We start from the raw sequence: 23969 nt of genomic DNA on the forward strand, positions 1-23969 counted from the left end.
CATGGTTGCAAACTTCTAGGAGAAAGGGCCGCCCATGTCGGTCGATATAGCCACGTATGTCCACGATCTTGCCGTTGCCGCCAAGGCAGCGTCGGCCTCGCTTGCCACGGCGAGCGATGAACAGCGCCAGGAGGCCGTGCGCGCCATGGCCGCGGCGCTGCGCGACGGCGTCGACTCCATCGTCGCCGCCAACGAGCTCGATATGTCCGCTGCGCGCGATGCGGGTACCTCGGCCGGACTGCTCGATCGTCTGCTGCTGACGCCCGAGCGCGTCGAGGGCATGGCCGCCGGCCTGGAAAAGCTCGCCGAGCTGCCCGATCCCGTGGGCCGCGTGCTCGACCACCGCGTGCTTGCAAGCGGCGTGGACCTGACCCGTGTGAGTGTGCCGCTGGGCCTGGTCGCCATGGTTTACGAGGCGCGTCCCAACGTGACGGCCGACGCCGCGGGCATCTGCATCCGTACCGGCAACGCCTGCATTCTGCGCGGCGGCTCGCTGGCCTATCACTCGTGTGCCATGATTTCTGAGCTGCTGGCCGATGCGCTCGAGGCCAAGGGCTTCCCGCGCGAGGCCGTGTCGATGATCGAGTCCACCGACCGCGAGGCCACTGGCGAGCTCATGAAGCTCCGCGGTGTTGTCGACGTACTCATTCCGCGCGGCGGTGCAGGCCTGATCCAGCGCTGCGTGCGCGAGTCGCTCGTTCCGGTGATCGAGACGGGCACGGGTAACTGCCACATCTACGTGCATGAATCCGCCGACTTCGATAAAGCGCTCAATATTATCGTCAACGCTAAGACGCAGCGCGTGGGCGTGTGCAATGCCGCCGAGTCGCTGCTGGTCGACCGTGCCGTGGCCGATGCGTTTTTGCCTGCGGTCGTGGCCGTGCTGCATGACCACGGCGTGCTCATTCACGGCGACGAGGCCACGTGCGCCGCATGCGCCGACACCGGGCTTGCCGAGGGCGATGACTACGTTGCCGCGACTGAGGAGGACTGGGGTCGCGAGTATCTGGCGCTCGAGATGAGCGTGAAGGTCGTGGCGAACGAGGACGAGGCCATCGCGCACATCAACCGCTACGGCACGATGCACTCCGAGGCCATCGTTGCAGAGGACACGGATGCTTGCGAGCGCTTCCTGGACGAGGTCGATGCCTCGGCCGTGTATGCCAACGCCAGCACGCGCTTTACCGACGGCGGCGAGTTTGGCCTGGGCGCCGAGATTGGCATCTCGACCCAAAAGCTCCACGCCCGCGGCCCCTTTGCCGCCGAGGCCCTCACCACCTACAAATACAAGCTCCGCGGCACCGGCCAGGTCCGCCCCTAAACCTGTTGCAAACGAAAAACCACCACAAAGGCGCCTGTCTCCTTTGTGGTGGTTTTAGGTGGCGTGGGCGGTTAGGCCTGGAAGGTATCGCGATCGGGCGCGAAGGATTGCATGGCCGCGATGGTACGGTCGAAGAGCTCGGGAAGCTCCCAGCCCAGCATCTCGGCGCCCTGCGAAATCACGTCGCGTGAGCAGCCGGCGGCAAAGCGCTTATCCTTGAACTTTTTCTTGAGCGACTTGGTCGTAAAGTCCATGACGCTTTTGCTCGGACGCATGATCACGGCAGCACCGATTAGACCGGTGAGTTCGTCGCAGGCAAACAGGATCTTCTCCATCTGCAGCTCGGGCTTGGGTAGCGAAGAGTTGAAGTCGGACGTATGCGTCTGAATTGCGCGGATGAGCTCGGGCGATGCGCCCTCGTCCTCGAGGATCTCGGCCGCATAGATGGTGTGGTTCATGGGGTCATCCTCATGCTCCTCCCAATCCAGGTCGTGCAGCAGGCCGACGATGCCCCAAAACTCCTCGTTCTCGGGGTCGAACTCGCGCGCAAAGTAGCGCATGGTGCCCTCGACCGTCTCGCCATGGGTGATGTGGAACGGGTCCTTGTTGTGCTCGTTGAGCAGTTCGAACGCGCGGTCGCGGGTGATTCCGGCGGTAAGCGGCTCTGCCATAAGAGACTCCTTGTGCTCGTGGGTATCGCTAAGAATGAATACTACTGGAACAAGAAAACCACCACAAAGGTGCCTGTCCCCTTTGTGGTGGTTTTTGGCGCGGATGGGTTAGTTGAGGGCGGCTTGGGCTAGGCGAGCTTCGGCGTCCTCCTCGGTGACGCCCAAGGCCACGGCGAACTCCTCGATGGAACGACGCTTGGCCTCCTTGAGTACGCGCATGTAGTAGGAGCTGGGCTTTTTATCAGCTTCCTCGGCCTGGCGAATGCGGTGCATCATGGTTTTTGCCACACGGACTGTCTCGGGTGCACCTAGCTTAAGCTGCTGCTTAAAGTGCGTTTCCTCAAGCGAGCTGTTGCGCTCGGTAAAGGTGTCGCATTCCAGCTCGTCGTAGTGGCTCAGCAGGTGCTCGGCATCCTGTTGAGAGATGGCGGCATGTAGACGGTCGGCCTGCGCCACGGGGTACATGAGAATCGTCTGCGCATGCCCCTGCTTGGTCTCGAGCAGCAGCATGGGCTGCGGCGTGTCGTCCCTAAAACCGACGACGGTGCAGACTCCCTGACCCGGATGAATGACGTGTTGACCGATTGAGAACATGCTACCTCCAACTTATACGAATTTGCGTATGTCTAGAATACCACGCTGACGTGCGGAAACCCTTACTTTATGCAGGAAAAGCACACAATTCTGATAGGTAAGAGTATTCGATAACAGACGCAGCTCATTCACACCTTTATGCATTTTCAACGCCTGCATAATCTGCAGGCAGACCGGCATCTTTGAGTGACTCCATGCAAGCTGTAGTCATTTTTGTGCATATGCAATATCTATTAGCTTTACCCTGCGACAGTGCCCGTCGCTTGTGATAGAGTGCTACAAACTCTGGCTTTTGCCCTACGAGTGACCAAGAGCTCGGGGGCTTTAACACAAGGAGGATCTATGCCCGAGAAGATTGAAGAGCTGGTACGCGCTGCGCTTGCTGCGGCCCAGGAGGCCGGCGACCTTTCCGCATTTGAACTTGACGATTGCGCTATCGAGCGACCGGCTGACACTTCTCATGGCGAGTGGACCTCTACCATGGCCCTGAAGTCCGCCAAGCTGGCCCACTGCGCCCCGCGCAAGATCGCCGAGGCCATCGTTGCCCATATGCCCGAGGACCCCGCGATCGAGAAGGTCGAGATCGCAGGCCCCGGCTTCATCAACTTCTACCTCTCCGTTGCCGTCAAGAATGCCATCTTTGGCGAGGCTCGCGAGAAGGGCATGGACTTCGCTAAGTCTAACGTCGGTGGTGGCCTGAAGACCCAGGTCGAGTTCGTTTCCGCCAACCCCGTCGGCCCCATGCACATCGGCCACGGCCGCTGGGCCGCGCTGGGCGATTCGCTCTGCCGCGTTATGGACCACGCCGGCTATGAGATCCAGCGTGAGTTCTACATCAATGACCACGGCTCTCAGATGAACACCTTCGGCAACTCCATCAGCACGCGCTATATGCAGCTTGCCGACATCATCGCCAAGCAGGGCGTTGATATCGACGAGGCTCACAAGCTGCTGATCGCCGATCGCGACGCCTTCGTTGCCGACGAGAACGACGAGCATCCCGAGACCCATCCGTATCAGGACAACTTTGCCGAGACCCTGGGCAAGGACTCCTACGGCGGCGACTACATCATCGATGAGGCTGCCGAGTTCTGGCGCACCGACGGTGACAAGTGGGTCGACGCCGATCCGCAGGAGCGCATGGAGAGCTTCCGTGAGCGCGGCTACGTGAAGATGGTCGACAACATGCGCGACCTCTGCCACGCCGTCAACTGCGACTTTGACCGTTGGTACTCCGAGCGCTCGCTGTATGTGAAGGACACCGAGGGCGAGACCGCCGGCACCTCCGCCGTCGACCGCGCTTTTGAGAAGCTCGACAAGATGGGCTACCTCTACACCAAGGACGGCGCCCTGTGGTTCCGCTCCACCGATCTGGGCGACGACAAGGACCGCGTCCTGATCAAGTCCGACGGCGAGTACACCTACTTCGCCTCCGACGTCGCCTATCACTGGGATAAGTTCCAGCGCGTCGATCACGTCATCGACATCTGGGGCGCCGACCACCACGGTTACATCGAGCGCGTCCGCTGCGTCTGCGACGCTCTGGGTTACCCCGGCAAGTTTGAGGTTCTGCTGGGTCAGCTCGTCAACCTGCTGCGTAACGGCAAGCCCGTCCGTATGTCCAAGCGCAAGGGCACCATGGTGACCCTGCAGGAGCTCGTCGACGAGGTCGGCTCCGATGCCGCTCGCTACACGCTCATCTCCAAGAGCTCCAACCAGATGGTCGACTTCGACATCGAGGCCGTTAAGAAGCGCGACAACTCCAACCCGGTCTATTACGTGCAGTATGCTCACGCCCGCGTGTGCTCCATCCTGCGCCGTGCCGCCGACGTTACCGCCGAGCAGGCCGACGAGATGGGCATGAAGGCCGTTGCCGCCAAGGCCATCGGTGAGAACGTCGATTACTCGCTGCTGACCGACCCGACCGAGCTCGCCCTTTCGCGCAAGCTCAACGAGCTCACCGACCTGATCGCCAGCTGTGCTCGCGATCGCGCTCCGTTCCGTCTGACCCACTTTGCCGAGGAGCTCGCCGGCGACTTCCACAGCTTCTACGCTGCCTGCCAGGTTCTGCCGAGCGAGGGCCGTCCCGTCGACCCCGAGCTTTCGCGCGCCCGTCTGGCAGCTTGCGACGCTGTCCGCGTGACGCTCGCCCTGGTGCTTACCCTCGTTGGCGTTTCCGCGCCCGAGCAGATGTAATCTGCGGGTCATTTGACCGTGTAGGTTTGGTTTAACTGAGCCCTATAAGCCCGATCTCCTACGGAGGTCGGGCTTTTTTCGCAAACGCCGACGTATTGATGAATTTGGAGCTGCTAGAAATACGAAACTATGCCGGTTTACTACGATGAATTGAGGAATTCTAACCACGCCGGCTTTTTGCTAAAAAGTGCAAGGCATCTACCTGCGGTTTTAGTTCAACAAGTTTCGGAGTGGTCGCGGTTGAGCGATTCATCGTAGTAAACCGCCATAGTTTTGGCGGAGGCAGTCAGATTTGTGGGTGGCAAACAAAGAGTGTCCCTTTTGACTAGTCGTTTAAGAACGTCCCCAATGACTAAGTTGCAGGTGGCGGCGGTTGTGTTACACTAACGCTGCGTAGTTGACGCAATCATCTCGATACAGATCAATGATGTCCGTCGTTTTGAACGGAACTAGACTGTTTAGCCGCCCTGAAGGTTTATGCAGGGAGCATGTGATCACAGGGCTTGAAAAGAAAGTTGAGCAAACACTGTGTCTGATCAACAGCAAGAAAACGAAATAACGACGACGCAGGCCGCTCCCGCTGCACCGGTTGCGTCGGACCAGGTCGCGGCGCCCGCGCAAGCCTCGGCTCCTGAGACGCCTAAGGCTGCTTCGACGCCTATGCCTGTAGCGGCTGAGAAGGCCGTGCCTGCAACTGGTGAGGAGGCTGCTCCGGCAAAGCCCAAGCGCACGCGCCGCACGGCCAAGCCTGCCGCTGACGGCGAGGAGGTCACCAAGCCAAAGCGCCGTACCACGCGCACGACGCGCGCCAAGCTCACCGTTGCAGCTGACTCCTCGGCGCCGATTTCCGATGAGGTCGCGCAGGCACGTGCGTTGGCGCAGATTAGCGAGGCTCAGGTGGTGCGCGCCCGCCGTCGTGCTGCCGAGCGCGAGGCCGCGGCTCTGACCGAGCTTGCAGCTCCGTCTGTGCTCGAGACGCCTGCCGCCACCGAGACTCCTGTCGCCGACCAGCCGACCGAGAAGCCGGTACCGCGCACACGCCGTCGCACGGCTGCTAAGGCCGAGCAGGTTGCTGAACAGGTAACCCCCGAGCTCACTGAGGCTTCGGTCCGTTCCGCGGCAGGGGAGGGCACATCGCCTGTTGAGCCCGCTGCGCCTGTCGAGGCCAGCGAAGTTCCCGTTGTCGATCCGGCTTTGCGCCCGCACCGTCGCGGTCGCAAGCCCAAGGCCTTTGTCGAGGCCGAGAAGGCCGCAGCCGCAGCCGCCGCCGCTCGGGATGCTGCGGCGACCGCCAAGTCCTCAACTGCTGCCGATGAACCCGTCCAGGATGCTACGACTTCCGAGGCCGTTTCTGCCGATGCCGAGCCCGCCGACGTCCGTCCCGGTCGCAGGCGTCGCACTGCTGCTAAGCGCACGTCCAAGGCTAAGGCTGCCAAGAAGGGCGCGTCCGAGGATTCCACCGAGACGACCGCCGATGTATCGACTGATGCCGCCGAGCCCCAGGACGTCGAACAGCCTGCATCCGAGAAGCCCAAGCGCGGTCGCAAGAAGTCCGTTAAGGCCAAGGCCGCCGAGCAGCATGCTGATGTCGAAGCGCAGGTTGATTCTGGCGCCGAGGCCAATGACGCCGCTGCGGCCAATGTTGACACCACCGCAACCGATGGTGCCGCCCCCGCCGAGAGCGAAGACGGCGCTCGCCCCAACCGTCGCCAGCACAAGCGCAACGAGGAGCGCAACGAGCGCAAGGACGAGCGCAACAACGACCGTCGCAACCGCCAGCGCGATCGCAAGCAACGCAACAAGGAGCGTAATGCCGCTCCCACCGAGCCTACGCTTTCGCGCGAGGAGCTCGCTGCCATGAAGGTTGCCGAACTTCGCGAGAAGGCCAAGGAGTTCGAGATCGAGACGACCGGCAAGAAGAAGGCCGAGCTCGTCGAGGAAATCTACGTCACCGCTGCGAAGGCCGAGGGCTTCCGCGACATCAAGGGCATTCTGCAGATTCGCCCGGACAGCTCCGGCATCATCCACGCCCATGGCTACATGAAGTCCAACGACGACGCCTTCGTGCCCGCCTACCTCATCCGCTCCGCGCGCCTGCGCACGGGCGACGTCATCGAGGGCTCGCTGCGTCCTTCGCGCGGCGGCGACAAGCGCGCCGGCCTCGCCAAAATCACGACCGTCAACGGTCTGGACCCCGAGCAGATTCGCAACCGTCCCAAGTTCGGCGACCTCACCCCGGTCTATCCCAACGAGCCGCTGCGCATGGAGCACGGCAAGGACTCTATTACCGGTCGCGCCATCGACATCGTGTCACCGATCGGCAAGGGCCAGCGCGGCCTGATCGTGTCCCCGCCCAAGGCCGGCAAGACCACGATCCTCAAGAAGATCTGCCAGTCTATCTCGATTAACAACCCCGAGGTGCACCTCATCTGCCTGCTCGTCGACGAGCGCCCCGAAGAGGTCACCGATATGCAGCGTTCCATCAGGGGTGAGGTTGTGGCGTCGACCTTCGATATGCCTGCCGACAACCACACCCGCGTGGCAGAGCTCGTCATCGAGCGCGCCAAGCGCATCGTAGAGCTGGGTGGCGACGTCGTGGTGGTGCTCGACTCCATCACGCGCCTCGCCCGCGCCTACAACTTGGCGGCGCCTGCCTCGGGCCGCATCCTTTCGGGCGGCGTCGATTCGGCGGCACTGTATCCGCCCAAGCGCTTCCTGGGTGCAGCCCGCAATATCGAGAACGGCGGCTCGCTCACCATCCTGGCCTCTGCCCTCATCGACACCGGTTCCAAGATGGACGAGGTCATTTTCGAGGAGTTCAAGGGCACCGGCAACATGGAGCTTAAGCTCGACCGCGACCTGGCCGACCGCCGCATCTTCCCGGCTATCGACCCCGTTGCCTCCGGTACGCGTAACGAGGACCTCTTGGTCGACGAGCAGATGCGTCCGTTTGTCTTTGGTCTGCGTCGCATTCTTGCCGGCATGAACAATACCGAGCGTGCGGCGGCGTCGTTTATCAAGGGTCTGAAGGGCACCAACACCAACCAGGAGTTCCTGGTGCGTTCGGCCAAAAAACACAGCGACTACGAGCAGACGTTCTAGGTTGTCATCCACGCGCTGCGATAGTCATCAATGCGATAAAGGGTCGGGGCTTTGAGCCTCGGCCCCTTTCCATTGCGCCGCTCCGCGCTTATTTTTGACCGTAAGACCGACGAGCAGCAGGTTTCCCGTTTCAATCCGACATCGTCGCTTGCAATCGGCAGGGTGGTTTCGCATAATAGCTTTTAAGCTTCGCGACGGAAAACGCAGATGAAACGAACCATATACCGTTGCTTTGGGGCATAGCCCCGCTTCATCTTCTCTCGCGCAGCCAACTGAATGATGCGATTTGGGTGCTGGAAGATGGGGAGAGCTCATGGCTTCTTCTGATGCAACACAACGAGCAGTCCTTGCCGGACTTTCGTGCGGGATCGGCCTTGCCGCTCCCGTGGTTATGTATGCCGCGACGCTGCCGTTTTCGTCGGTGAACGAGACGGTCGTGGCGGGTGCAGTTCCCTTCGCCGTGGGCGCGGTGGCGGGCGTGGGTATCTATGCCGCCTCGCTGGGTATCTCCGAGTATCGTGCGCAGCGTGAAGAGCGTCTGTTCCAGCCCGATGCCATGGGCGGTGCCGCCAATCTCAATCAGCATCAAAGCGAGTTCAAGACCGCCTCGATTCCAGCTCAGCAGCAGGATGCGATTCCGTACGCTGCGGCTTCTGCTTCTCAGGCTCAGTCGGAGCAGTCTACCTCGGCATTCCTTTCCGGCCTGACTGGTGCGTTCCAGCGCCGTCATGCCGATGATGGTGTCCCTACCATCGCTCGAGCCGCAGATGCTATGGACGAGGCCGAGGCTTGGTCCATGATCGACAGCATGCTCGACGACGATTCGCCGGTTAGCTGCGACCCTGCGCGCTCGCGCGACGTCTATCAAGTCGCCATCGACGAGCTCACCAACGGCGGGCAGACCGGCTCCTTCAATCGCGACGACATCGCCGCCGCGGCGCGTGCCGTGTCGGGCTCCCAGGCCGCCCCTGCGGGCAGCACGGCGGCTTTTGTGGCACTCGTTGCCAACGCGGCAGCCAATAACGCCTACAGCGCTACCTCGGCGGACGCGAACGTTTCTGCCGATAATTCGTACGTTGATGAAGCCATGACCGCGGACGAGGAGGCCGTTGCCGCCCGCCGTGCCGCCGAAAGCTCGCTTTGGGGCGCTCCTGCCCAGCAGCAGGCGGCTGAGGCTGCGCCGTACAACGCAAACCTCGCCAGCATGCCTATCATTTCCGGTGCCGCGGACATCGATCTCGATGACCTCGATGAGCCTGCAGCCATCACCGCATCGATTGATGCCCAAGATCGCATCGACACCGGCGACCTTCCGGACGCCTCGCTCGAGGTTGATGTCCCCATGGCCGATTACTCGGGCCACGAGGACATGTGGGCCGCCGCCACCGCGATTCTGGATGAGATTGACGAGCCTGCTCCTGTTGCAGCCCCCGCTCCCGTCGCTGCCCCTCAGCCTGCTGCCCCCGCCTATGTCGGCCGTCACAGCGCTGTGTTCCCCGAGGATACTGCCCGTATCTCGCGCGAGAGCATCGAGCGGGCCGAGGCTATTGCCGCCGGCATTATGGAAAACCGTCGTCACGAGCGCGTCAATCAGATCCTCGAGGAAGAGATCGAGCGCCTGCAGTCCTCTACCGCCAAGCGTACGGGCCGTGCCTATCTGAGCGTTATCGAGGGCGGTACCGCCAGCTTCGCGCCGCTCCGCGCGGAGGCATAACTTCTGCATGGTTAAGATCAATCGAAAATGGGCGGTCGTGACCTGCCTGATGGCGCTCTTGATCTGGGGCAATTCGCTGGTTCCCGGCTCGGGGTCGGGCTCGCTGAGCCTAACGGTCATGGAAGCTATCCGCGGTTTCCTGCACAGCGTGGGACTTCCATATGAATGGGTGACCAACTTTGTTGTTCGCAAATGCGCGCATTTTACCGAGTATATGGTGCTCGGCATCTTGGCAACGCACGCCTTTGATTTTGAGGGCCGGCGCACCTTTGACGTGCTGCTGCCCACGGCGGTGTTCCTGCTGCTGATTCCTTCGATCGACGAGACGATTCAGCTCTTTGTGCCGGGACGCGCCGGCATGATCACCGATGTGATGATCGACTGCTGTGGTGCGGCAACGGGCGTTGTGCTCCGATATCTCTTTCGGTCGCTGATGTGCGCCAAAAAAGCCGCCTAGGACGTATTGTTTGGTCCTAGGCGGCCTTTTTTATTTGAGAGCTTATATGAGGCGTGGTGGCGTCGTTCCGTAGGTCGGATTTGCCGGGCGCGCCACGCCCTGTGGGTGCGTCTGCTACTGAAGCGCCTGTGCGCCCAGGGCCAGGCAGCCCATAATGCCCTGCTTGCCCTCGAGGCTGTTGTTGACGATGTAGCTATCGATGTCGGCCATCTCGGGCGTGACGATGTAGCCGTTGAGCATCTCGGCGCACTTCTTGCGTGCGAGCGGCACGATGGGGGTGTGGTCGGCCACGCCGCCACCGATGACGATCTTTTGCGGTGCGTAGCACAGGATGTAGGTCATGAGCGCCTGCGCCAGATAGCCGGCGAGCAGGTCCATGGCCTCCGGGTCATCGGCCATCTCTCCGGCGCTCTTGCCACCCCAGCGCTTTTTGACGCCGGGACCGGCGATGAGGCCCTCGAGGCAGTTGTCGTGGAAGGGGCAGCCGCTGTGCTCGCCGATGGTGTCGCGCGGGTCGCGCGTGACCAGGATGTGGCCGGCCTCGGGATGCATCATGCCGTGCACGAGCTTACCGCCCGAGAGCACGCCGGCGCCCACGCCGGTACCGATGGTCAGATACACCACGTCAGTGAGGCCCTGGGCGCAACCAAAGGTGACCTCGCCCAGGCAGGCGACGTTGACGTCGGTGTCGTAGCCGCAGGGAATATTGAGCTCGTTTTGGATGGTGCCCAGCAGGTCAAAGTAGCGCCATGCCGTTTTGGGCGTCTCCAGGATCTTGCCGTATTGGGACGAGGCAGAGTTGACTGCGGTGGGGCCAAAGGCGCCGATGCCCAGCGCGGCGATGTCCTTGTCGGCAAACCATGCGTTGACGGCCTCAACGGTCTCCTGCGGGGTCGTGGTCGCAATCTGCTCGCGTTCCAGGACCGTGCCGTCTGCATAGCCCGTGGCGCAGACCATCTTGGTGCCGCCGGCCTCGAGCGCTCCGATAAGCTGCTGCTCTGCCATAGTATTCCTCTCTGGACGAGTTGCTCCGTGACTAAAGTATAGCGCTCTAAAAAATAAATGAGGTCGCTATAAAAAGAAACCTCATGGCCCAACGGGTTCACGAGGTTTCTTTAGTGCCTTTAGTTACTGACCGTCCTTACCCGCGCGGGTTGATTTTATCACGTAGCGACTTGAGGTTCTCAAGCGCAGCGTTGAGCGTCTCGTCTCGCTTGGCAAAGTGGAAACGAATCAGATGGTTGACGGGCTCGCGGAAGAAGCTCGATCCGGGAACAGCGCCCACGCCCACCTTGGAGGCCAGGTCCTCGCAGAAGTCGAGGTCGCTGTCATAGCCAAACTCCGAGATATCCATCATCACGTAGTAGGCGCCCTGCGGCACGTTGTGCTCAAGACCGATGCTATCGAGCCCCTGACAGAATAGGTCGCGCTTGGCGGTGTAGAGGTCGAGGACCTCCTGGTAATAGCTGTCGTCGAAGTTGAGGGCGGTGACGACGGCCTCTTGCAGGGGAGCGGCGGCGCCTACGGTGAGGAAGTCGTGAACCTTCTTGATGCGCTCGGTGATTTCGGCAGGGGCGATAGTGTAGCCCAGACGCCAGCCGGTGATGGAGTAGGTCTTGGACAGCGAGCTGCAGCTGATGGTTCGCTCGAACATGCCGGGCAGCGTGGCCATATAGACGTGCTCGTGGGGCGCGTAGACGATGTGCTCGTATACCTCGTCGGTGATGCAGTAGGCGTCGTACTTTTTGCACAGGTCTGCGATAAAGGTGAGCTCCTCGCGGGTAAAGACCTTGCCACAGGGGTTGGACGGGTTGCATAGGACGATTGCCTTGGGATCGTTGTCTCGGAAGGCTGCCTCGAGGACCTCACGGTCGAAGTCAAAGGTGGGCGGGTTGAGCGGCACATAGATGGGCTCAGCGCCCGAGAGGATCGTGTCGGCGCCGTAGTTCTCGTAGAACGGCGAGAAAATGACGACCTTGTCGCCGGGGTTTGTGACCGTCATCATGGCGGCCATCATGGCCTCGGTGGAGCCGCAGGTGACCACGATGTTCTCGTTGGGGTTGATCGGCATGCCCATAAAGTGCTCCTGCTTGGTGGCAAGCGCCTCGCGCATGGCCTGGGAGCCCCAGGTGATGGAGTACTGGTGGTAAAGCGGCTTGGGGTCGGTGGCAATGGTGCTGAGGCTATCGAGCAGCTGCGCCGGGGGATCGAAATCGGGGAAGCCCTGCGACAGGTTGACGGCACCATACTTGTTGGAGATGCGCGTCATGCGGCGGATGACCGAATCGGTAAACGCCGCCGTGCGGTTGGAGAGTTCTTTCATGCCTATCCTTTCGAGCATTGGGTGGAGCAAGTTTACTCCTATGGAATCGATGGGATTTGCTTGAAATGGTCTCGAAAAACTCTTTTCAAAATTCTTGAAAATTGGGGCTTGCATCGCGTGGCGTTCCTTGCAATAATAGTCGAGCGCGAAGCGCACAGGACACGGTGGGTGTAGCTCAGTTGGCTAGAGCGACGGGTTGTGGTCCCGTAGGTCGAGGGTTCGAGTCCCTTTACCCACCCCAGTTCTTGCTTCGTGTTGATATCGGGTCGTTAGCTCAGTTGGTAGAGCAGGGGACTCTTAATCCCAAGGTCCAGGGTTCGACCCCCTGACGGCCCACCACACGATATCTCCTCTAAAGTCCGCCACCACGGACTTTAGCTTTGGGTCGTTAGCTCAGTTGGTAGAGCAGGGGACTCTTAATCCCAAGGTCCAGGGTTCGACCCCCTGACGGCCCACCCAAAGTATGTTAAAGCGATTGGCTTAGGCTGGTCGCTTTTTTGTTGACCTCGCATGGGGTCGAACCCGTCGGGGCGCGAAGCTGAGGAAATGCGTAAGCATTTACCAGCGCAGCGCGCAAGGCGCAAAGCGCCGAAGCGGCCGCCTGCAAAGCAGGCTGACCCCCTGACGGCCCACCAAAGCATGTTAAAGCGGCTGGCTTAGGCTGGTCGCTTTTTGTTAACCTCGCATGGGGCCGAACCCGTAAGGGCGCAGACGCTTTACAAGTCGAGCCTGCCCTGGGGGTCGGTGAATCCGTCTGTACCCTCCTTGAGCTTTTTCTCGTCTGCTTTCACGCGACGTTCGAGCTTCTTTGTATCTTCGGCAGGCGGTAGGTTCTCGGGTACAATTCCGCGGTCGATGAGGCTGCCACGCACGCTTGTGTTGTTCTCGACGTGCTCTTGCTTGATCTGGTCCAGACCGTACAGGTCGTGTTCCTCGGCGTTGAAGGCCGTCATCGAGTTCGTAAGGTCCTTTGCTTTGATGAGAACATCGGCTAGCCTGTCCGCCAATGCCGAGCTCTTGGATACGCCGAGCTGTTGCTTCATTTCCGCCGTGCTTCTGCCGCCGAATAACGCTTCATCGCCCTTCGACTTGATGATCGCGAATCCTTTGGAGTCCACGCCGCGTTTGAACGCAATACCCGAGAGCTGTTTCTCTGAATCAGATAGCGAGTGGCGCGCCTGCAAGCGCTGAATCTCTGCGAAGCGCTGCTCTATGAGCTCTTGGCGGCGCGTCTGCACGGCGAAGTATGCCTGGGCGAGCGCGATTTCTTGCTTGTTTGAATCTCCGTTCTGGGCGATTAAATAGCATGCATAGCGCGTAAGTTTGTAGTCTTTAACCGCACGAGCGGCGACACCGGCAGTTACCATTTTCGTGGTGTCACGAAAATGGGAATCAACTGGAGTTTTGTTTGTTTCGCACGAGACTTTTGCCCTCTTAACAACTTCGGCAAAGTTCTCCCATCGAGTGTACCCCATGGGTTCCATTAAATCGCGTGCGAGCCAATACTCAACGCCGTCTTCCACATTGGCGTAGCTATCAAGTTTGACACGCCACTTCTCGATATCTCTACTGTCCATATCTCCTCCTCGCTGGCCTATTGTCTATGCGGGCTTTGCCCGCTCTGTATTCAGAATTAGGATACGCTGCCGTGCGGACACGAATGGGCCCCGTGCCACTTCGAGTTCACGGGGCCCATAGATATCGATTAGTTGTGTTTTGCTTTAGATAGGTGTCCAGTTTAATTCGCTCGATAGTGCGATCCGAGACTTTCGGTTCGCTTGCGCATGGCTTTGACCATTTCCTGTGCTAGTTGAATCTGCGATTGCAGGCGGGCGAGGGCTGCGATTTCGCTGTCATTGGCGTGTGGCTTGCTCAGCGCCGTTGCGTCGTCTTGCAGGCTTTCAAGCTGTTGCAGGGCCTTGGATAGACCCGCTTCGGTCCTGTTGATCATGCAGTAGGTACTCATTGTGCGTTTGAGGCAGCGGGTCAGGCGCTCGGCGTCTGCTGTAGCTATGCCATGCTGGGGGAGGGCGATATCCATCGGTGCGGCCGCCTCAGGAGCGTCCAGCGCTGCCTGGGCTGCCGATGCGCCCGCGATGCGTCCGAACACGATGCCGTTGGCGCTTGACAAGCCACCAATGCGGTCGGCGCCGTGCATGCCGCCTGTCGCCTCACCGCAAGCGTAGAGGCCCTCAACGCCCGTGTGCGCGGTCTTATCGATCTTGATGCCGCCATTAGCGGCGTGGGCATACATCGCAACGCGCATCTCGTCAGTCGGGGCGATGCCGTGCTCGTCTTGCAGCCAGGTGGCAAAGGTCTGCACAAACTCTGGGACATCCTCGCGGGGGAAGTCGTAGTGGAGTGCCAGGCCTTCGACACCTGCCTGATCGATGACGAGATCGATAGCGCGGGAGGCCAAGCGTGACGTGAAGGGACCATATCCAGAGCGCTGCTCGAGCAGGTCGTCCAGCTTGTTGTCGGCAATATCTACCGGCTGGTCAAAATGTACGTAGCGCCAGGTTTTCTCGTTGAAGACCAAGTTGCGCTTGGGCTCGATGAAGCCGGGCATCATCTGCATGAACTCTATATTAGTAAGTGTTGCGCCGTGCGCCAGCGCGATGGCCTGCGAAGAGCTGAGCACATCGGCGGAAGTGAGGCTGCGCTCGAACAGGCCACCCGTGCCGCCCGCAGCGATGATCGTGGCCTTGGCAGCAAAGGGCACGATTCGATTTTCGGTGAGGTCGTAGAGCACGGTTCCGGTTATTCTGCCGTTCATGTCCTCAACAAGGTCGATAAGCTCATGGCGGGGGAGCAGGCGAATGCCGAGCGACTCGATCCGGGTCGTCAGAGCGTCCTCAAGGGGCTTGCGGGTGAGGCCGCGCCACATGCGCGTCTTGTGGTCAAAGCAGGGGATAAACTGCTTTTGCTGAGCGCTTTCGACGCTTTGCGGACGCTGAAGCTCAACGCCCAAGTCTTGCTCGAGCCATTCAATTGCCTGGGGAATGCCGTGGACGAACGTCTGGACGAGTTCAGGGTCGGCAACGCCGCCACCAACGGTCTGGATGGTATCGATGAGGTCTTGTTCGTCGTCTTCGTTAACGGGTCCGATAAGCCCCAGGCCCCAGGTTCCGGGGAAGAAGCTCGATCCACTCATAGTCTTGCCGGCGCTTGCCACAGCGACGGTTGCGCCCGTGCGTGCCGCTTCGATGGCGGCGCAAAGGCCCGCAATGCCAGATCCAATTACCAGTACATCAGTCGATTCCATCGGATTCCTTTCTCGTCCGGCGCATTGTCGCATGGGTGATCGGCAATGGAGCCGCAAAGACTCGGCAAATCGGTAAAGGGCAAATATGGCAGGTGGGCGTCATGGACGTTCTGACGCTCCGTCTCATCACATCTCGTATTTCGCCCCAACTGATATATCGGCATTAGCTGCCCTGCGACAGCGTAAACAAAAAGAGCCGCCACCTTAAAAGGTAGCGGCTCCAAAGCTCAACTATGTGAGCATCGCGCGGGCGCGACTAGGCCTTGAGGGCCTCCTCGACGGCGACAGCGCAGGCGACGGTGGCACCGACCATGGGGTTATTGCCCATGCCGATGAGACCCATCATGTCGACGTGCGCAGGCACGGAGGAAGAACCGGCGAACTGGGCGTCGGAGTGCATGCGGCCCATGGTGTCGGTCATGCCGTAAGAGGCAGGGCCGGCGCCCATGTTGTCCGGGTGCAGGGTACGGCCAGTGCCGCCACCAGAAGCGACGGAGAAGTACTTCTTGCCAGCCTCGAGGCGCTCCTTCTTGTAGGTGCCAGCGACGGGGTGCTGGAAGCGCGTGGGGTTGGTGGAGTTACCGGTGATCGAGATGTCAACGTTCTCGTGCCACATGATGGCAACGCCCTCGCGGACGTCGTCGGAACCGTAGCAGTTAACGGCAGCGCGGGGACCATCGGAGTAGGGGATGGTCTCGACGACCTTGAGCTCGCCCGTGTAGTAGTCGAACTGGGTCTTCACGTAGGTGAAGCCGTTGATGCGGGCGATGATCTGAGCGGCGTCCTTGCCCAGACCGTTGAGGATAACGCGCAGCGGCTTCTTGCGAGCCTTGTTGGCGTTCAGAGCCAGGCCGATAGCGCCCTCAGCGGCAGCGAAGGACTCGTGGCCAGCCAGGAAGGCGAAGCACTCGGTGTCGTCGGAGAGCAGCATAGCGCCCAGGTTGCCGTGGCCCAGACCGACCTTGCGGTCCTCGGCGACGGAGCCGGGAACGGTGAAGGCCTGGATGCCCTCGCCGATGATGGCGGCAGCCTCAGAAGCGGTCTTGGCGCCACGCTTGACAGCGAGAGCGCAACCGAGGGTGTAGGCCCACTCGGCGTTCTGGAAGGCGATGGACTGGGTGTTGTTGACGATCTCACGCGGGTTGAAGCCCTTGTCGGTGCAGATCTGCAGAGCTTCCTCGAGGGAGGCGATGCCGTTGTCGGCGAGGCACTTGTTGATCTTGTCAGCGCGGCGCTCGTAACCTTCGAACGTAACAGTCATAGTTATTTCCCTCCCTTTCTACTCGTGAACCGGGAACACGCTGGCGACGGAGTGAGTCTCCTCGTCGGTGCGCGGGTCGATGTACTTGGCAGCGTTCTCCCACTGACCATAGTGGCCCATAGCGCCAGCGATGGCCTCCTCGGGGGTCTTGCCGGCCTTGACGGCGTCGGTGAACTTGCCGAGGTTCAGGAACTCGAATGCGATGATCTCGTTCTTGTCGTTGAGAGCCATGCGGGTGACGTAGCCCTGAGCGAGCTCGAGATAACGAGCGCCCTTGGCCTTGGTGCCGAACATGGTGCCGACCTGAGAGCGAAGGCCCTTGCCGAGGTCGTCGAGGGAGGCGCCCACGGGCAGGCCGCCCTCGGAGAACGCGGTCTGGCTGCGGCCGTAAACGATCTGCAGGAAGATCTCGCGCATAGCAACGTTGATGGCGTCGCAGACGAGGTCGGTGTTGAGGGCCTCGAGGATGGTCTTACCGGGAAGGATCTCGGAAGCCATGGCGGCAGAGTGGGTCATGCCCGAGCAGCCGATGGTCTCAACGAGGGCCTCCTCGATGATGCCGTCCTTGACGTTCAGCGTGAGCTTGCAGGCGCCCTGCTGAGGTGCGCACCAACCCACACCGTGCGTAAGACCGGAGATGTCGGAAATCTCCTTAGCCTGGACCCACTTGCCCTCCTCGGGGATGGGTGCGGGGCCGTGGTATGCACCCTTGGCAACGGGGCACATGTTCTCCACTTCCTGTGAGTACTGCATGCCTCTCCTCTCTATCGTGTTGGCGTCCCGTCTGGGGGTCGTGGCTGGCGATTGCCGGGCGACCCTTCGAAAGGGACATGACATGCAGCCCCTATAATACCGCGAAATGCACGGAATATTCGGCGAACGGCTCAGTTTTCGTAGCGAGAAGTCCGGAAGTTTTAATTGAAACGGTTTAACTATATGTTCTGTGGTCGCGAACTTCCGTAGAGGGGGTTCGTCTTGGGCAAGCTTTTGGTCAGCTCTTGTATGCGTTGCGGGGTCTGACCTGTTGCAACGGTGCCGTTCGCCGCCCGTTTACTGCCTTTGGCCGCGCGAGTGTATTGTTTTGCGTGAATGTTTTGATGGCACGCTTCAATCGTGCTGTATTGGATGGCAATCAGATCCCGGCGAAGGGAGCGCCATGCAGCGCGTTTGGAGAACGGTTACCGGCTTTTACCATGTCTGTGCCCGCGGTACGGGCAAGCAGCTCATCTTTGAGGGCGATGAAGACCGGTGGGAGTTTTTGGAGCTGATGCGCGAGTGCTGCCGCGAGGCGGGCGTGACGGTTATCGCCTGGTGCCTTATGGGCAATCACGTGCATCTGGTGCTTGCAGATTACGAGGACGCGATGAGCGCGGCGATGCACCGGCTGCTTTTGACGTACGCGCGGCGGTTCAATAAACGCACGGGGCGCACGGGGCATCTGTTCCAGAACCGTTTTGACCGGCGCTCGCTCGATACCGACTGGCAGGTGATGGAGGCTATTCGCTCCGTACACGCCGATCCACAGGAGGCGGGCGTTGGCCTAATCGAGCGTTATCCCTGGAGCAGCTTTGCGGAGCATCTGCGCGCTTACGACAGTGATGCGGCAGATGCCACGAGGGGATTTTCCGATCCTTCTTGCATGCTTGAGCTTTTTGGTTCTGCCGAGGCCTTTGCTGCCTATTCGCTTTCGACGCCCGAGGGCGGCGAGCCAACGCTGGGCGATATGAAAGAGACGGAGTGGGAACGCCACGCCTTTGCCGACAAGTTGGCGAAGAGCCTCGGGGTTCCGCTCCGCGGGGTTAAAGCCGCACCGCCGGCGCGGCGCGATACCGTTATTGTTGGATTACACGATGCCGGTTTCACGGTGCGCCAGATTGAGCGCTATACCGGGATTGGCAAAAGTACCGTCTCTCGTATTGTGCGTGCCCGCGCGCGGACGGCGATGCGGACTGGCGGAAACGTGATGTAGGGTCGCCTGTGCACCGCAGATGGGGTCGTCCATACGCCGCAACAAGCGTTCAAAAGCTTGGTGCGGTAACTGCACTTCTTAATATGCATAGAACAATCGCCATCTTGCATAAAATAAGGGCTCAGTCCGGGTTTGCCCGTGCCTACCCCCATCTGCGCCGTGCAAAAAACGGAGTTTTCAGCATCGCGGTACTGCCACTACCGTCGCAATTTTGCAACATACGGGCCCCCGAAACTATTTATGTCTGCCGATGCACTCCCGAAGCTCATGTTTGCGCCCCTGAGACCACGATGCTTGTTCTAAAACGCACTATATATGCGCCTGGAGACGTTGATTAACGCTTTCGATGCGTATACACATAGCTTGGCGTGCTGAATACTCGCAAAAATGCACGCCGCTCCCTATGGGACCCGTCTGCAGCAGGCGCGAAGCGAATCGGAGCCCAGCTGGATGGGGCATGGGACGATGCTAGGCGTGCTCGTGGCCCTGCCGCAGGCCTTTGGTGCTGTGGAAAACGCCCGTGTTCGCGTCTGGCTGTGTGGTAAATGACAGACGGGGTGCCGGACGCGCGGACTTTGTGCGTTCGCGCTCATTAGAAAAAACAGAGCCGCCCGTATCGGGCGGCTCGGCAATCAAAAACCTTGGATTCGGGGCATACGCTACTGGTTTGCTTGCCCCTCGAGCATGCCGTCGAGGGTGCGCCAGGCGAGCTCGGCGCACTTGACGCGGGCGGGCATGTGCGAGATGTCCTGGAGCTGGGCGGCTTCGTCCAGGTCTTCCAGGTCCTCCTCGGAGAGCTTCTCGCCACGGATCATGGCGAGGAAGAGCCCTGCCAGGCGGTGAGCTTCCTCGACGGTCTCGCCGGTGACGAGGTCGGCCATGATGTCGGCGCTGGCCTGGCTGATAGCGCAGCCGTGGCCGGTAAAGGAGGCCTCCTCGATCACGCCGTTCTCGACGCGCAGCTGCAAGGTGAGCTCGTCGCCGCAGCTGGGGTTGATGCCGTCGTGCTCGTGCGTGGGAGCATCCATCTCGTACTTATAGTCGGGGTGCGAGTTGTGCTCCATAAACGTGGTGGAGGTGTACAGATTACCCATTGAACGTGCTCCAAACGTGATGCAGGCCGGCGATGAACTTGTCGATGTCGGCCTTGTCGTTGTAGAAGGCCACGCTGGCGCGGCAGCAGGCAAGGTTCTCGACGCCCAGCCAGGTGAGCAGCGGCTGCGCGCAGTGGTGACCGGCGCGGATGCAGACGCCGTCCATGTCCATGATGCTCGCGACATCGTGCGGGTGGATGCCCTTGACATTAAAGCTCACGACACCGTGGTGGTTATCCCAATAGATTGAGCCGATGATCTGGACAAAGTCGAGCTGCATGAGCTCGCCCATCAGGTAGTGGACGAGTGCCTGCTCGCGTGCCTGGATGTTTTCGTAGCCCACCGTGTTGACGAGGTAGTCGAGGGCGGCGCCTGTGGCGAAGATGCCGGCGGCGTCCTGCGTGCCGGCCTCGAACTTCTCGGGGACGGGAGCCCAGACGGCGTCCTGCTCAGTAACCGAGTCGATCATCTCACCGCCGGTAAGCATGGGCGGCATGGCGTTGAGCAGGTCCATCTTGCCCCACAGCACGCCGATGCCCATGGGGCCCATGGCCTTGTGCGCACTAAAGGCAAAGAAGTCGGCGCCCAGGTCGGCCACATCGACCGGCATGTGCGGCAGCGACTGCGCGCCGTCGACGACCAGGTAGCCGCCGTACTTGTGCACGAGTTTGCCGAGGTTCTTGACCGGGTTCTCGACGCCCAGCACGTTGGAGACCTGTCCCACGGCTAGGATCTTGGTCTTGGGACCCACCTTGGCAAGAACCTCCTCGGTGGTGAGCTGGCCGGTCTTGGTGGGGTAGAGGTAGACGAGCTTGGCGCCGGTCTCGCGGCAGACCTGCTGCCACGGAATCAGGTTGGAGTGGTGCTCCATAATGGTGATGAGGACCTCGTCGCCCGGTTCGAGCACTGTGGGCGCAAAGCTCTTAGCGACCAGGTTGAGCGACTCGCTCGTGTTGCGGGTGAAGACGACCTCGTTGGCCTGTGAGGCGCCGATGAGGTCAGCGATCTGCTGGCGGACCTTCGCGATGGCGTCGGTGGCCTCGACGGACAGCGAGTACAGGCCGCGCAGGGGGTTGGCGTTCATGCGCTGGTAGAAGTCGCGTTCGGCGTCGAGCACACAGGCAGGGCGCTGCGCGGTGGCGGCGCTATCGAGGAAGGCGATCTCGGGGTGCTGCTGGAACAGCGGGAACTGGCCCTTGTAGGGGTTGGTCTCGATGTCCACGGTGGGCCAGCCGCGCGAAGCCTCGTCGCTGGCGTCGAGCTCCATGGGCTCGGGGGCAGTACAGGTATCGCATTTAACGTGCTCGGTGTCGATCATGCGAGCTCCTCTTCAAAGTTGTCGATCAGGTTGTTGCCTAGGCGGACGACGGCGGCGCGGGTGCGCTCGTCGGTGGCGGAAAGCGCGGCGTCCTCCAGCTTGGCGCGGATGAACAGGTCCTCGGCGGCGTTTTGGTCAAGGCCACGGCAGGCGAGGTAGAACAGCTGCTCGTCGCGGACGTGACCGATGGTGGCGCCGTGGTTGCCGGCGACGTCGTCCTCGTCACAGAGAATGACGGGAACGGTCTTGTTGTCGACGCCCTTGTTGGCCAAAAGCACCGTCTCGCGTTCGGTGCCGGTTGCACCCTTGCAGCCGTGCACGAGGTCGATGGTGCCACGGTAGACCTTCTTGGACGTGCCGGTCAGCACGCCGTTGGCGTCGATCTCGCACTCGGTCTTGCGACCGCGGTGGCGCAGCTCGTAGTTAAAGTCGCGCACCTGCTCGCGGGCGCCCAGGTAATCGGTATCGATGGTCACCTTGGCGGTGTCGCCCAGCAGGTCGCCGGCAAGGCCGGTGGCGCTGGCGCCGGCACCCAGGACGGTGTGCTGCACGTTGACGCGCGCGCCCTCGTCCAGGAACAGGCCGGTGTCGTCGAGTGCGATCCAGCTGTCGTCGAGTGTCTGCGTGCAGGTCACGTTGACGGTGGCGTACTCGTGGGCGCACACGCGTAGCACGGAGCCCACGACACCCTCGCCGGTAACAGGAGAGTCTAGGGCAATATGCAGGTCGAGCGTTGCCTGCGGGCGAGCGACGACGTCGATGGCGGCGATGGCCGCGGCGGCATCGACACCGCTCACACGCACGGTAACCGTGGCGTGCTGGTATGCGGGCACATCGATGACGATGCGCTTGGTAGCGTGCTCGGCCAAGTAGGCGTAGGCAGCCTCGCCCATGCCGGTTTCGAAGGCTTCAGCAGGGGAGAGCTCCTCCTCGAGCTTGATGGCGCCGGCCTGGTAGACGGAGGTGGCGGGCACGTCGAGCTCGGTCTCGGGCGTGATGCGGGCGCGGTCGGCGGCATCACCGGGGGCGGAGGAGCGGCGCTCGGGGAAGCGCTCGGCCATGGCGTCCATGGCGGCGTCGAACGCGTCTGTCACGCCAATAAACTGCTCGCCCAAGCCTTCGACCTCAACGGCCTCCGCGGGAGCGGCGGCAAGCTCGTCAGAGAGCTCGAGCTTGGTCTGATTCATCTTCAGCCAGCCCCAAGTGGCAGCCGGCATCGCGTTGACCTGCTCAAGGGTGGTAGCAGCGGTGTTGGTTTCCTGTTTCATTATCCGATCGCTCCTTCCATCTCGAGCTTGATCAGGTTGTTCATCTCGACGGCGTACTCCAGCGGCAGCTCCTTGGAGACCGGGTTGGCAAAGCCGTTGACGATCATGGTGCGGGCCTCTTCCTCCGAGATGCCGCGGCTCATCAGGTAGAACACCTTGTCGTCGCCGATGCGGCCGATGGTGGCCTCGTGGCCGATGTCGACGTTCTTGGCGCGGATGTCCATGGCGGGGATGGTGTCGGAGCGGCTCTGGTCGTCGAGCATGAGCGACTGGCAGCTCACGGTTGCCTTGGAACCCTCGGCCTTGGGCGTGGCCACGATGGAGCTGCGGAAGGTCTGAATGCCGCCGCTCTTGGAGATGCCCTTGGTCTCGACGGTTGCCGAGGTCTCGGGGGCGTTGAGCACGACCTTACAGCCGGTATCGAGGTTCTGCCCGGCGCCGGCAAAGGTGATGCCGGTAAAGCTCGACCGGGCGCGGCGGCCGTTGAGCACACTCATGGGGTAGAGGTAGCCCACGTGGCTGCCGAAGGAGCCACTGATCCACTCTATGTCGCCATCCTCGTCCACGCGCGCACGCTTGGTGTTGAGGTTGTACATGTTTTTGGACCAGTTCTCGATGGTCGAGTAGCGCAGGTGCGCACGCTTGCCCACAAAGAGCTCGACGGCGCCGGCGTGGAGGTTGGCAACGTTGTACTTGGGCGCGGAGCAACCCTCGATGAAGTGCAGGTCGGCGTCGTCCTCGACGATGATGAGCGTGTGCTCAAACTGGCCGGCGCCCTTGGCGTTAAGGCGGAAGTAGCTCTGCAGCGGGAAGTCCAACTTGGTGCCCTTGGGCACGTAGACAAACGAGCCGCCCGACCATACGGCGCCGTGCAGGGCCGCAAACTTGTGGTCGGTGGGCGGGATGAGCGTCATAAACTTCTCGTGGATGAGCGGCTCCCACTGCGGGTCGTGCAGGGCCTCCTCGATGCCGGAATAGACGATACCCATCTTGGACGCGGTGTCCTGCATGTTGTGGTAGACCAGCTCGGAGTCGTACTGCGCGCCGACGCCCGCCAGGTAGCTGCGCTCGGCCTCGGGGATGCCCAGGCGCTCAAAGGTGTTCTTGATGTCGTCGGGCACCGACTCCCAGTCGTGCTTTTGGTCGGTGTTGGGCTTGACGTAGGTGACGATGTTGTCCATGTCCAGGCCCTCGATGGAGGGGCCCCACGTCGGGTCGGGAAAACGATTGAAGATCTCGAGGGACTTTAAGCGCAGATCGAGCATCCACTGTGGCTCGTCCTTCTTGGCGCTGATCTCGCGCACGATGTCGGGCGTGATGCCGGCGTCGAGGCGCTCGAATCCCTCCTCGCCGTAGGTGAAGTCGTAGAGGCTGCGGTCGATGTCCGCGACCTCGGTGCGGTTCTTGGTCATTGCG

18 protein-coding genes and 3 tRNA genes are annotated in these 23969 nt (G+C 61.2%); 9 read left to right on the top strand and 12 right to left on the bottom strand.

From position 1 onward, the window contains the following. Positions 1–34: 34 nt before the first annotated feature. Complete coding sequence (locus tag DWV20_RS06280) at positions 35–1321, top strand: glutamate-5-semialdehyde dehydrogenase (RefSeq protein WP_117655690.1); 1287 nt, start codon at positions 35–37, stop codon at positions 1319–1321. A 71-nt stretch (positions 1322–1392) separates the two neighbouring features. On the opposite strand, the gene DWV20_RS06285 is transcribed toward DWV20_RS06280, so the two are convergent. Both DWV20_RS06285 and DWV20_RS06290 read right to left on the bottom strand, forming a co-directional pair. Next, positions 1393–1992: an HD domain-containing protein gene (locus DWV20_RS06285; RefSeq protein ID WP_117758339.1), complete on the bottom strand. Its 600-nt coding sequence runs from the start codon at positions 1990–1992 to the stop codon at positions 1393–1395. 108 nt (positions 1993–2100) lie between these two features. Further along, entirely contained in the window at positions 2101–2586 is a 486-nt protein-coding gene (locus DWV20_RS06290) for a CarD family transcriptional regulator (protein WP_022094807.1), read from the bottom strand. Positions 2587–2928: 342 nt separating this feature from the next. On the opposite strand from DWV20_RS06290, the gene argS reads away from it, so the two are divergent. The 4 genes from argS to DWV20_RS06310 all read left to right on the top strand — a co-directional run bounded on the left by argS (position 2929) and on the right by DWV20_RS06310 (position 10055). Next, complete coding sequence (gene argS / locus DWV20_RS06295) at positions 2929–4782, top strand: arginine--tRNA ligase (RefSeq protein WP_117800437.1); 1854 nt, start codon at positions 2929–2931, stop codon at positions 4780–4782. A 528-nt stretch (positions 4783–5310) separates the two neighbouring features. Then, positions 5311–7884 carry a transcription termination factor Rho gene (gene rho / locus DWV20_RS06300; protein WP_369831522.1) on the top strand — a complete coding sequence of 858 codons (2574 nt, stop codon included), beginning with the start codon at positions 5311–5313 and terminating at the stop codon, positions 7882–7884. A gap of 313 nt (positions 7885–8197) precedes the next feature. Next, a complete protein-coding gene (locus tag DWV20_RS06305) occupies positions 8198–9598 on the top strand; it encodes a hypothetical protein (RefSeq protein ID WP_118256618.1) in 1401 nt (466 codons plus the stop codon). 7 nt (positions 9599–9605) lie between these two features. Continuing rightward, entirely contained in the window at positions 9606–10055 is a 450-nt protein-coding gene (locus tag DWV20_RS06310) for a VanZ family protein (protein WP_118256619.1), read from the top strand. Positions 10056–10169: 114 nt separating this feature from the next. Here the strand turns inward: DWV20_RS06310 and DWV20_RS06315 are convergent, their stop codons facing one another. After that, positions 10170–11060: an ROK family protein gene (locus DWV20_RS06315; protein WP_118256620.1), complete on the bottom strand. Its 891-nt coding sequence runs from the start codon at positions 11058–11060 to the stop codon at positions 10170–10172. Positions 11061–11196: 136 nt separating this feature from the next. Further along, positions 11197–12378 carry a pyridoxal phosphate-dependent aminotransferase gene (locus DWV20_RS06320; RefSeq protein WP_118256621.1) on the bottom strand — a complete coding sequence of 394 codons (1182 nt, stop codon included), beginning with the start codon at positions 12376–12378 and terminating at the stop codon, positions 11197–11199. Between the two features lie 164 nt (positions 12379–12542). Between DWV20_RS06320 and DWV20_RS06325 the strand changes: the two genes are divergently transcribed. The 3 genes from DWV20_RS06325 (at position 12543) to DWV20_RS06335 (ending at position 12833) form a co-directional block, all read left to right on the top strand. Further along, a tRNA-His gene (locus DWV20_RS06325) sits at positions 12543–12619 on the top strand. 22 nt (positions 12620–12641) lie between these two features. Beyond that, a tRNA-Lys gene (locus tag DWV20_RS06330) sits at positions 12642–12717 on the top strand. A 43-nt stretch (positions 12718–12760) separates the two neighbouring features. Then, a tRNA-Lys gene (locus tag DWV20_RS06335) sits at positions 12761–12833 on the top strand. Positions 12834–13094: 261 nt separating this feature from the next. Here DWV20_RS06335 and dinD read toward each other — a convergent pair. From dinD to DWV20_RS06355, 4 genes are all read right to left on the bottom strand, one after another. After that, positions 13095–13955 (bottom strand): DNA damage-inducible protein D, encoded by an 861-nt coding sequence (gene dinD / locus DWV20_RS06340; protein ID WP_117806391.1) that lies wholly within the window; start codon positions 13953–13955, stop codon positions 13095–13097. Between the two features lie 161 nt (positions 13956–14116). After that, a complete protein-coding gene (locus DWV20_RS06345) occupies positions 14117–15643 on the bottom strand; it encodes an FAD-dependent oxidoreductase (RefSeq protein WP_118256622.1) in 1527 nt (508 codons plus the stop codon). Positions 15644–15899: 256 nt separating this feature from the next. Beyond that, positions 15900–16904, bottom strand: a complete 1005-nt coding sequence (locus DWV20_RS06350) for a GGGtGRT protein (RefSeq protein ID WP_055252290.1) — start codon at positions 16902–16904, stop codon at positions 15900–15902. Between the two features lie 18 nt (positions 16905–16922). Then, complete coding sequence (locus DWV20_RS06355) at positions 16923–17657, bottom strand: iron-sulfur cluster assembly scaffold protein (RefSeq protein WP_006235554.1); 735 nt, start codon at positions 17655–17657, stop codon at positions 16923–16925. 403 nt (positions 17658–18060) lie between these two features. Here DWV20_RS06355 and DWV20_RS06360 point away from each other — a divergent pair, with 403 nt between their 5' ends. Continuing rightward, positions 18061–18873, top strand: a complete 813-nt coding sequence (locus DWV20_RS06360; RefSeq protein ID WP_118256623.1) for a transposase — start codon at positions 18061–18063, stop codon at positions 18871–18873. Positions 18874–19532: 659 nt separating this feature from the next. Here DWV20_RS06360 and sufU read toward each other — a convergent pair. The 4 genes from sufU to sufB are packed head-to-tail and all read right to left on the bottom strand — an operon-like array spanning position 19533 to position 23965. Further along, entirely contained in the window at positions 19533–19967 is a 435-nt protein-coding gene (gene sufU, locus DWV20_RS06365; RefSeq protein ID WP_118256624.1) for a Fe-S cluster assembly sulfur transfer protein SufU, read from the bottom strand. Next, a complete protein-coding gene (locus tag DWV20_RS06370) occupies positions 19960–21285 on the bottom strand; it encodes an aminotransferase class V-fold PLP-dependent enzyme (RefSeq protein ID WP_199581798.1) in 1326 nt (441 codons plus the stop codon). The genes sufU and DWV20_RS06370 overlap by 8 nt, the downstream gene beginning before the upstream one ends. Next, positions 21282–22553, bottom strand: a complete 1272-nt coding sequence (locus DWV20_RS06375) for a SufD family Fe-S cluster assembly protein (protein ID WP_117758330.1) — start codon at positions 22551–22553, stop codon at positions 21282–21284. Before DWV20_RS06375 ends, DWV20_RS06370 begins: the two co-directional genes overlap by 4 nt. Further along, on the bottom strand, positions 22553–23965 hold the full coding sequence (sufB, locus tag DWV20_RS06380) for a Fe-S cluster assembly protein SufB (protein WP_022094821.1): 1413 nt from the start codon (positions 23963–23965) through the stop codon (positions 22553–22555). The genes DWV20_RS06375 and sufB overlap by 1 nt, the downstream gene beginning before the upstream one ends. Positions 23966–23969 lie beyond the last annotated feature (4 nt).

Source organism: Collinsella sp. AF02-46-1 (assembly GCF_003465825.1).
Classification (GTDB): Bacteria; Actinomycetota; Coriobacteriia; order Coriobacteriales; family Coriobacteriaceae; genus Collinsella.